Annotated in this window: 10 protein-coding genes and 1 rRNA gene; 1 reads left to right on the plus strand and 10 read right to left on the minus strand. The window is 40.0% G+C overall.

Annotated features, from left to right (window positions below; translation table 11 throughout):
* Positions 1-167 precede the first annotated feature (167 nt).
* From rsmI to AC1FXP_RS20645, 9 genes are all read right to left on the minus strand, one after another.
* Positions 168-1,028 (minus strand): 16S rRNA (cytidine(1402)-2'-O)-methyltransferase, encoded by an 861-nt coding sequence (gene rsmI, locus AC1FXP_RS20605; RefSeq protein WP_480063858.1) that lies wholly within the window; start codon positions 1,026-1,028, stop codon positions 168-170.
* 17 nt (positions 1,029-1,045) lie between these two features.
* The gene (locus AC1FXP_RS20610; protein ID WP_480063859.1) at positions 1,046-1,783 is read right to left on the minus strand and encodes a tRNA1(Val) (adenine(37)-N6)-methyltransferase; all 738 of its coding nucleotides are present in this window, start codon (positions 1,781-1,783) and stop codon (positions 1,046-1,048) included.
* Positions 1,784-1,875: 92 nt separating this feature from the next.
* A complete protein-coding gene (yabA, locus tag AC1FXP_RS20615; protein ID WP_480063860.1) occupies positions 1,876-2,226 on the minus strand; it encodes a DNA replication initiation control protein YabA in 351 nt (116 codons plus the stop codon).
* Positions 2,227-2,241: 15 nt separating this feature from the next.
* On the minus strand, positions 2,242-3,069 hold the full coding sequence (locus tag AC1FXP_RS20620; protein WP_480063861.1) for a PSP1 domain-containing protein: 828 nt from the start codon (positions 3,067-3,069) through the stop codon (positions 2,242-2,244).
* 4 nt (positions 3,070-3,073) lie between these two features.
* On the minus strand, positions 3,074-4,063 hold the full coding sequence (gene holB, locus AC1FXP_RS20625) for a DNA polymerase III subunit delta' (protein ID WP_480063862.1): 990 nt from the start codon (positions 4,061-4,063) through the stop codon (positions 3,074-3,076).
* A gap of 14 nt (positions 4,064-4,077) precedes the next feature.
* Positions 4,078-4,407: a cyclic-di-AMP receptor gene (locus AC1FXP_RS20630; RefSeq protein ID WP_034633666.1), complete on the minus strand. Its 330-nt coding sequence runs from the start codon at positions 4,405-4,407 to the stop codon at positions 4,078-4,080.
* A gap of 21 nt (positions 4,408-4,428) precedes the next feature.
* A complete protein-coding gene (gene tmk / locus AC1FXP_RS20635) occupies positions 4,429-5,067 on the minus strand; it encodes a dTMP kinase (RefSeq protein WP_480063863.1) in 639 nt (212 codons plus the stop codon).
* Complete coding sequence (locus AC1FXP_RS20640; protein ID WP_480063864.1) at positions 5,060-6,508, minus strand: aminotransferase class I/II-fold pyridoxal phosphate-dependent enzyme; 1,449 nt, start codon at positions 6,506-6,508, stop codon at positions 5,060-5,062. The genes tmk and AC1FXP_RS20640 overlap by 8 nt, the downstream gene beginning before the upstream one ends.
* 244 nt (positions 6,509-6,752) lie before the next feature.
* Positions 6,753-6,956, minus strand: coding sequence for a sigma factor G inhibitor Gin (locus tag AC1FXP_RS20645; RefSeq protein WP_480063865.1), 204 nt, complete (start codon positions 6,954-6,956; stop codon positions 6,753-6,755).
* A 270-nt stretch (positions 6,957-7,226) separates the two neighbouring features.
* Here AC1FXP_RS20645 and AC1FXP_RS20650 point away from each other — a divergent pair, with 270 nt between their 5' ends.
* The gene (locus AC1FXP_RS20650; protein ID WP_480063866.1) at positions 7,227-7,361 is read left to right on the plus strand and encodes a hypothetical protein; all 135 of its coding nucleotides are present in this window, start codon (positions 7,227-7,229) and stop codon (positions 7,359-7,361) included.
* Positions 7,362-8,591: 1,230 nt separating this feature from the next.
* On the opposite strand, the gene rrf is transcribed toward AC1FXP_RS20650, so the two are convergent.
* Positions 8,592-8,693, minus strand: a 5S ribosomal RNA gene (rrf, locus tag AC1FXP_RS20655); the annotation flags it as partial.

Below are 8,693 nucleotides of genomic sequence, written 5' to 3' on the forward strand. Positions count from 1 at the left end.
TCAAAGGAAGAAATCTTACTTCCTTCCTTAAACAGTGCGAACATGGTTTGCGATGGCTCCTCTCGCCGTGCGCCTAAAGGAGAAACCCGCTCCTTTAGGCTTAAGAGATTACGGCGGATCCGCTCATCGCTTCGCTAACAAGAAAAGGGAAGACCGCCCTTTTCTTGTTAGCTATGGTATTCCGCATAAACAATCCTTTTTTGTATATTTCGTTCGCGTGCTACTTGTTTGATTGCTTCTTTTGATGGCATGCCAAGTTCGATGTAGTGGTTGGTATGCTGGAGGATTGTTAAGGAGTCCCACCAACTATCCTCTTCCTCCTTCTCACTGCTTCCTTCTACAATAAGGCAAAATTCTCCTCTAACCGTACCTGTTTCACACCACTCAATGGCTTCTTCTAACGTTCCTCTTTGATACTCTTCAAACTTTTTGGTGAGTTCACGACTAATGCTAATGTGACGATTGCCAAACACTTTGAACATCGCCTCTAATGCTTCTTTTAAACGATGAGGTGATTCATAAAAAATCAGCGTGGTCTGGTTTCCTTTTAATTGTTCGAGCACCGCTTGGCGCTGCTTATTTTGACGTGGAAGAAACCCAACAAACTCAAATCGTTCTGTTGATAAGCCTGAAGCAACTAAGCTTGTTAATGCTGCATTTGCTCCAGGTAAAGAAATCACTTTAATCCCTTCCTTTAATGCCTCCTGAACAAGGTCTTGACCAGGATCAGAAATAGCAGGCATTCCCGCATCACTTACGAGGGCAACTTGTTTTCCAGATTTCATTTGATCAATTAGAGACCCCCCAGCCTTTTTCTTGTTATGCTCATGGTAGCTGACAAGCGATGTTTCAATTTCAAAATGATTGCATAGTTTCCGGGTTTGTCTCGTATCTTCTGCTGCAACTATATCGACTTCCTTAAGCATTCGAACAGCACGAAATGTCATGTCCTCAAGATTCCCTATTGGTGTCGGAATTAAATAAAGCGTTCCTTCCACCCCATCACTATAACTCGTTTGTTGGTTCATGATAATCCCTTCCTCGCTCATTTTCCTTCATAAATGGAGCTAAATTGTTCTGTATACGTTCCTTGTTCATTGTAAACAACAATCGGTGGAAGACAAGTAACACCCACTCTTCCATCTTTAATTCCTTCAACAAATACCATATTTGCATCTTTATTTGCTTTAGGATGGACAAATTGAATTCGTTTTGGCTCAATACGATAATTACGCATATGATCTATGATGTCGGTTAACCTTTCAGGCCTGTGTACTAACGCCACTTTCCCTTTTTGCTTCACATATTGACTACTAACGCGGATGACATCTTCTAATGTGCAATAAATTTCATGTCTCGCTATCGCAAAATGTTCATTACGGTTTTTTTCATGCTCTGTGACGGTTTCAAAGTAGGGAGGATTACAAGTGACAACATCAAAGAATCCCCGCTTCACTTCACTTGGAATATGATTAAGGTCTGATTCGACAAATTGAATTTGTTTATGTAATTCATTTAGTTCACTTGTTCGCCTCGCCATATCAACTAGTTTGTTCTGAATCTCTACTCCGATAATATTCGCTTTTGATCTAGTTGTTAGTAAAACAGGGATGACCCCATTACCTGTACATAAATCTAACATATTCCCTTTTTGAATTGGTACTTGTACAAACCGACCCAATAGTATGGCATCAATTGAAAATGAGAAAACATTTGGACTCTGAAGAACTTTTAAGTCGGTTCCGGCTATATAGTCTAAACGCTCTCCTTCAAATAATTTCACGCTTTTTGTGCACTCCTTTTATAGGCTAAAAAGACAGATCTAACGATATAACGCAAGATCTGTCCCCCTTAACTTATCTATTTGATTATGTTTTACTTTTGGTGTAAAAATGATAAACAGAATAAGCAATCGTCTCCATCTGACCGTATACTTCCATAATGTGTATTACAAACATGGAATCCTTCCTGATAGAGCCTTGCTAAGTTATCATACCCTTCACCTACAAAGGGCTTTTTCGTACTAGTCTTCTCGTTCTTTCCTTCCTCTTGCGCTTCTTCTTGCGCTTCAAGGCGGTCTCTAAGGTTTTCATTTTCAATTTGAAGATAATGATTCTCTTCGATTAGGTAGGCCAACTGTTCCTTCAACCCTCGCAACTCATGATGCAATTCACCTAGCCGTTCTTCTAGTTGGCTCACCTGTGTAAAAATTGCTTTTTTGTCCACGATGCTCCCACCTCATTATTCTGTGGCTTCAGTCGGCACGCTTTCCTTGCTCATTAGTTCGTCCATTGTAAACTCGACTATTCGCTCACCTTCAACTAATTCAACTTGAATGACTTTTTCTAATAAGTTTAAGCCAATCACCTTTCCTCTTCCTTCAGGAGTTCTTACCCTCTTCCCAATATCAGGTAATTCTTGCTTCGCTGACTCATACATATCGTTCTCATATTTGAGGCAACACATTAACCTGCCACACAAGCCTGAAATCTTAGCTGGGTTTAATGATAGACTTTGGTCTTTGGCCATTTTGATAGAAACAGGCTCAAAATCACCTAAAAACGATGAGCAACAAAGAACTCGGCCACATGGGCCAATTCCACCTAACATTTTTGCTTCATCTCGTACACCAATTTGACGAAGCTCAATCCTTGTACGAAATACAGCCGCTAAATCTTTCACTAACTCTCTAAAATCGATCCGACCATCAGCGGTAAAATAAAATAATACTTTATTCCGATCGAATGTATATTCAACATCCACTAGCTTCATATCTAGCTTATGCTCAATAATTTTCTCTGTACATACCTCGAACGCTTTCTTAGCTTGTTCGACATTCTCCTGAACGACTAATTTATCTTTCTCAGTCGCAATCCGGATTACTTGCTTTAATGGAAGAACAACATCGTGTTCGCCGACTGTTTTTGTGCCAATGACAACTCGGCCAAATTCAACACCTCTAGACGTTTCAACGATGACTGTTTCTCCCTTCTCCAGCTGAAATGAACCAGGGGAGAAATAATAGATTTTGCCCGCTTTCTTAAAGCGCACACCTACAACTTGATGCAATCTTCTATCCCTCCTGTATATTAAGCAACAGCTTCTCCATCATAAGTTGAGGATTAACATTAGCAACAAGCTGCCTTTTTGCATGAAGAACCGCAGACATCTTTTGACTAATTGTATCCTGCGAACTAGATAGGGTTTGCTGTTGTAATAGATCAATTTGATCAATATAAGTTAAAGAGTCAACTTTTCCGACCTTTGTAAACATGAGATCACGCAGCCATAAGAGAATCATATCTAATCCAATGTCTAACTGTGATTTTTCCTTGAAAAGAGGTAACCACTTTTCTTGTAATGTAAAAAGGACTTGAGTCGGTCTAGTAGAGAGCTCCTCCATCAATTGTATCACTACGGTTCGTGCTTGTGCAATCCAATCTCCTTCTAATAACTGCACTGCCTCATGATAACTTGTTGTTAAACTAGCCAATAAACTGGAAATTGTGTTAGAATTTCCATTCTGAACGAGCTTGTCCAAAAAAGTGGCTCTTGATAAAGGAGCAAACGTCATATGCTGACTACGTGAATGAATCGTTGGCAGTACCTTACTGCCTTGTTCCGTTAAAAGGATCGCTAATGTTGCTGTTGCTGGTTCCTCTAAAAACTTCAATATACTATTTGCAGCTCCAACCGTCATTAAATCAGCATGTTCAACAATATAAACCTTCTTAGCTGATTCCACACCACGGTATGAAAACTCTTTTTGCAAATGCTCTACTTGATGCTTTTTAATTGATAGGCCATCAGGTTCAATGAAATGTACATCTGGATGGTTGCCATGTTCAATCCGTCGACAATTCGGACAATGTAAACAAGGATTCTCCTTGTCTCTGTTTTCACAAAAGAAGCTCTTCGCTAAATGAAGAGCTACTACACGCTTACCGGTTCCTTTGCTTCCTTCAAATAGGTAGGCATGAGCAAGACGGTCCTTTTGTAACGTTTTAATAAGTAAATCTATGATTCTTGGTTGTATTTCTTTTAAATGATTCCACGTTTCCATCTATTTCAACACCTTTAAAATTGCTCAAACTGCTCAACTGGCAAGACAAAGACTGTTGCTCCACCTACTTGCACTTCAACTGGGTAAGGTACATAGGAATCAGCATTTCCACCCATTGGAGAAATAGGTGCAACAAGTTGATCTCGACTTTTGCAATTTTCTTTTATGATTGACATGACGTCTTCAATATTCTCATCTTCTGTACCAATGAGAAACGTCGTATTCCCTGCTTTTAGAAAGCCTCCTGTACTAGCAAGCTTCGTTGCACGGTAATCAGCTTTTACTAATGCATCAGACAATCTATTACTATCTTTATCTTGAATTACAGCCATAATTAGTTTCATCTTCAGACAGCTCCTTTATTACTAAAGTATGCGACCTACAAAGTGATTGATCTCTTTCATTGCCTCTTTATAAACGGTCTCAACATCTTGATTGGCATTTAAGATCCTAATTCTTTCAGGATAGACGTCAATCACTTTTTGGTACCCTTCCCTAACACGCTCATGAAACTCAATTTTTTCTTGGTCGAGTCGATTTACTTCTCGATCTTCATCGCTTTGAATACGAGATAAGCCAATTTGCGGGTCAACATCGAAAAATAATGTTAAATCTGGCAAATAGCCTTCAATTGCGAATTCATTGATCGCTTTTACTTTATCGAACCCAATCCCTCTTGCATACCCTTGATAAGCAAGACTACTATCAAGAAATCTGTCACAAAGGACAATACTCCCTTGTTCTAGGGCAGGTATTACTTTCTCAACAAGATGCTGTCTTCTAGCGGCTGCATATAGTAGTGCTTCCGTTCGGCTATCCATTTCTGTATGTGTAACATCTAAAATAACTGTTCTAATTTGTTCAGAAATCCGAATGCCCCCTGGTTCACGAGTACGTATGACATCGAACCCTTTGCTTATTAGCTCTGCTTCTATTTGGTCTAAGACAGTTGTCTTTCCTGCCCCTTCTCCGCCTTCTACTGTCACAAAAAAACCTTTACTCATTGTCATCCTCCACATCAACTACCAAAACATCTTTCAATTCCTGTTCAACTTGAAACGTTGCCCCAGCTAATATTAATTTCTTTATTTCATTGATCACCTGTTCAGTCATTCTCTCGCCTGGTAACACTAGTGGAATACCGGGGGGATACGGTACAACAGCTTCAGCCGCTATACATCCTGCAGCCTTTTCTAGCGGTACTCTCTTCTTCGTTGCTTGACGCACTTCATCTGAATGTAGTTCTAGTTTTTGCACCCCTATCTTCAGATTAAGAAGTGGGCTACTACGTTTCTCCTCTACAACATCATAAGGGTCTAATGAATGACGAATTGCTTGAAGCGACTGGCTAGGGACTTCAATTGTACCTAATCCAAAAACAAGTAGTACATGTTTCTCATCTGCAAGTTCAGGATAAAGATTGTGTTCTATAAAAATATCTTGAAGCTCAAATCCTGTTAAGTTGGTTGTTGTCCTTATTGTAACTTTTAATGGATCACAATGATAGTTGTCATTCCAATTAACAACCTTTATTTGCTTAATGTTAGATAATTCTTTTTTTACCGCTTCAACTCCTGCTAAAATTGTAGCAATTTCTGTTTTTGAGAGACTTTCTGTATAGGCTCTTGCTCCGTCCAAAGACGCCATTAGCAAATAAGAAGGACTACTTGATTGAAACATAGTCAGTGCTTCCTTTATCTTATGCCTAAGGGCATCAGATTGTTTTTCATTTATATGAAGAAATGAGCTCATCGTTAAAGCAGGCAGCATTTTATGTGCTGATTGAACAACAACATCAGCTCCTTGTTGTAAAGTTGATACAGGAAAAGGCGCCCCTAAACAATAGTGTGCAGCATGTGCCTCGTCTACTAGAACAAGTAGATTGTGCTGTTTTGCAGTTGTAATTGTTTCTTGTAAATCTAAGCTAACTCCATAGTAATTGGGATGCGTTAAGATAACACTCTTGGCATCTGGATACTGCCGTACCGCTTCAGCTAGCGTTTCAGCCGTTACCCCAATAGCGTGACTTGAGTCATGATCAAACTCTGGCGTTAACAAAATAGGATCCAAACCCGCAATTTGTACCGCATGAAAAACAGATTTGTGGCTATTACGCTGAACAAACACCTGATCCCCTCGTTCAAACGCTCCATAAACCATTGCTAAGTTTCCAACTGTCGATCCTCCAACAAGGAAAAATGTTTCCTTTGCTTCATAAAACCGAGCAGCCTCTTCTTGTGCTTCACGTATAGCCCCACTTGGTGCATGCAAGTCGTCTAATCCAGCTAATTCTGTTACATCATATTTTAGAGCATCTCCAAAGGCCTCATGGATCGAGTCATGAAAAAATAACCCATTCTTATGACCTGGCACATGAAAAGAAATTGGATTTGTCTTCTTATGATTTTTTATAGCTTTTATTAAAGGAATATGATTATGAGTCAACGTCAAAAATCTCCAATCCACAAATATTCTCACTTATAATGATACTGTACTTTCATGTCATTTTCACATAAATAAAGGGGGTGTCTCAAAAGGTCTGTTTTTGACCTTTTGAGACACCCCCGAAGCAATGAGCGAAGTCGCTACATCTTTTAAAAGCCTTGAGAGGAGTGGGTTTCTCCTCTCAAGGCGCGTAGCGAACGGAGCCATTGCCACCTCTGTTCCGGACTTTTGGGACAGCCCCTTTTTATCCTATGAAATTAGTAGATAAATTCCTCATTTGTTTTACATATGTTTCATACATGTCATCTTGTTCATTTAAGTGTATTAGCTCTGCTTCACATGATTCACACATAAAAGTGTTTAGTACTTGCAATCCTTCAGTTTTCCTTTTCTTACAAACCATACAACAATCCCCTAGCCGCACTTTCATGGTTTTCGTCTTCGGCATATTCATCACCCCTGACATCAGTATCGGCTATGCAATAAAACTTCATACATATCTTTTCTTTTAATCTATTCTTTTCTATGTAGTTTTGTGCCTATCCTACTTAATATTTATTGATTATGTTTTTTTATAGATGTGTGAAGTAACTTGGTGTAAATTATTAACATTTTCATAGCCTCATTATTATCTTTTTTATTTTGAATTCATACATGAATAAGGTTCACTATAATAACTCATCTTAACAAAGAATCTAATTAAAATGGGGGTATGAAGATGAGCCAGAAACGTGAAAAAGGGTACAGTCAAAAAGGGAAGCCAAGTAGTAATACAGTGGATAATGTAATTGCACAAGAGGAATTAGAAAAAGCAATCCATCCTACTAACAAGCCTCCTCGTAATGCAAACTAGAGGGTGTTTGTCTTTTTAAGTACCTAAAAACGTTAATTGCCGAGGCCACTGAAAAAGGTACGGTTTTGACCTTTTTCAGTGGCCTTTAAGCAATGAGCGGAACCGTTGCTTTGTCTTAAAGCCTGCTATGAGTGGTTTTCTCATAGCAGGCGCGCAACGTGTGGAGCCATTGCCGCTTCCTCGAATCCGCTAAAAAGGACTTTTTCAGCGGACTCTAATTGCCGCTTTTTTGAGCGGCTTTTTTATTGTCTGGAGTGGTTTTTTGGAGCTTTATTTGTTGGGCTCATGCGTAGTACTACCTTATACTTTGAGGTGTAAATAGTCTTTCTGTCCAAGATGAGCGGTATTCTGTCGAAAGAGGAGGATTTACTGTCCAAAGTCGGTAATTTACTGTAGGACCTATTGATTTTTCTGTCGAAACCATTATCTTTGCCAATCTGTTGAGTTGCTCTCCATCTATAGTGCTGTCTAACTGCTGTTCGTGCCCTGCCTAGAAACGCTGGCTACTTCGTGGTATGAAGAGAATACCACTTCTATTTCTATGTAAAGCGCGCCCGCCTGGCAACGTCCTGGCTCACTATTTCTCTTCTACGGGGAGGGTTATTCATGGAGTTGTTCTTAGAAGTAATTCACGTTGCGTTACGAAGAGAAACAGCTCGGACTCACTTCTTTTCTTCTACAAGGAAGGCACGATGCTTTTCTTAGAAGCATTCTGTGAAGTTTACGAAAAAAAGAAGCTCGTCTCACAGGGGGATACGATGTTTTTCAGAGATGTATACTCACGTTGTTACCATCGGCTCATTCGAGGAAGATGCTGTTCCTTCAGGCGCACTACTATTATGCAGCGCATGTCCTCTTTCCTATTTGTATGCGCAGCGTGCCCTGCCTGGCAACGTCCTGGCTCGCTATTTCTCTTCTACGGGGAAGGTTACTCATGGAGTTATTCTTAGAAGTAATTCACGTTGTGTTACGAAGAGGAACAGCTCGGACTCACTTCTTTTCTTCTACAAGGAAGGCACGATGCTTTTCTTAGAAGCATTCTGTGAAGTTTACGAAAAAAAGAAGCTCGTCTCACAGGGGGACACGATGTTTTTCAGAGAAGTGATTCATGTAGTAACCATCGGCTCATTCAAAGAAGATGTTGCTCCTTCGGACCAAAAACTCTTCAGCGCCTTCTGCATTCTGTTTATGCATACTAAAAAAGACAATCCAATGGATTGTCTTTTATCTGCCTGGCAACGTCCTACTCTCACAGGGGGAAGCCCCCAACTACCATCGGCGCTGAAGAGCTTAACGACCGTGTTCGGCATGGGAACGGGTGTGACCTCTTCG

Source organism: Halalkalibacter sp. HAAS-P013, from assembly GCF_056619925.1.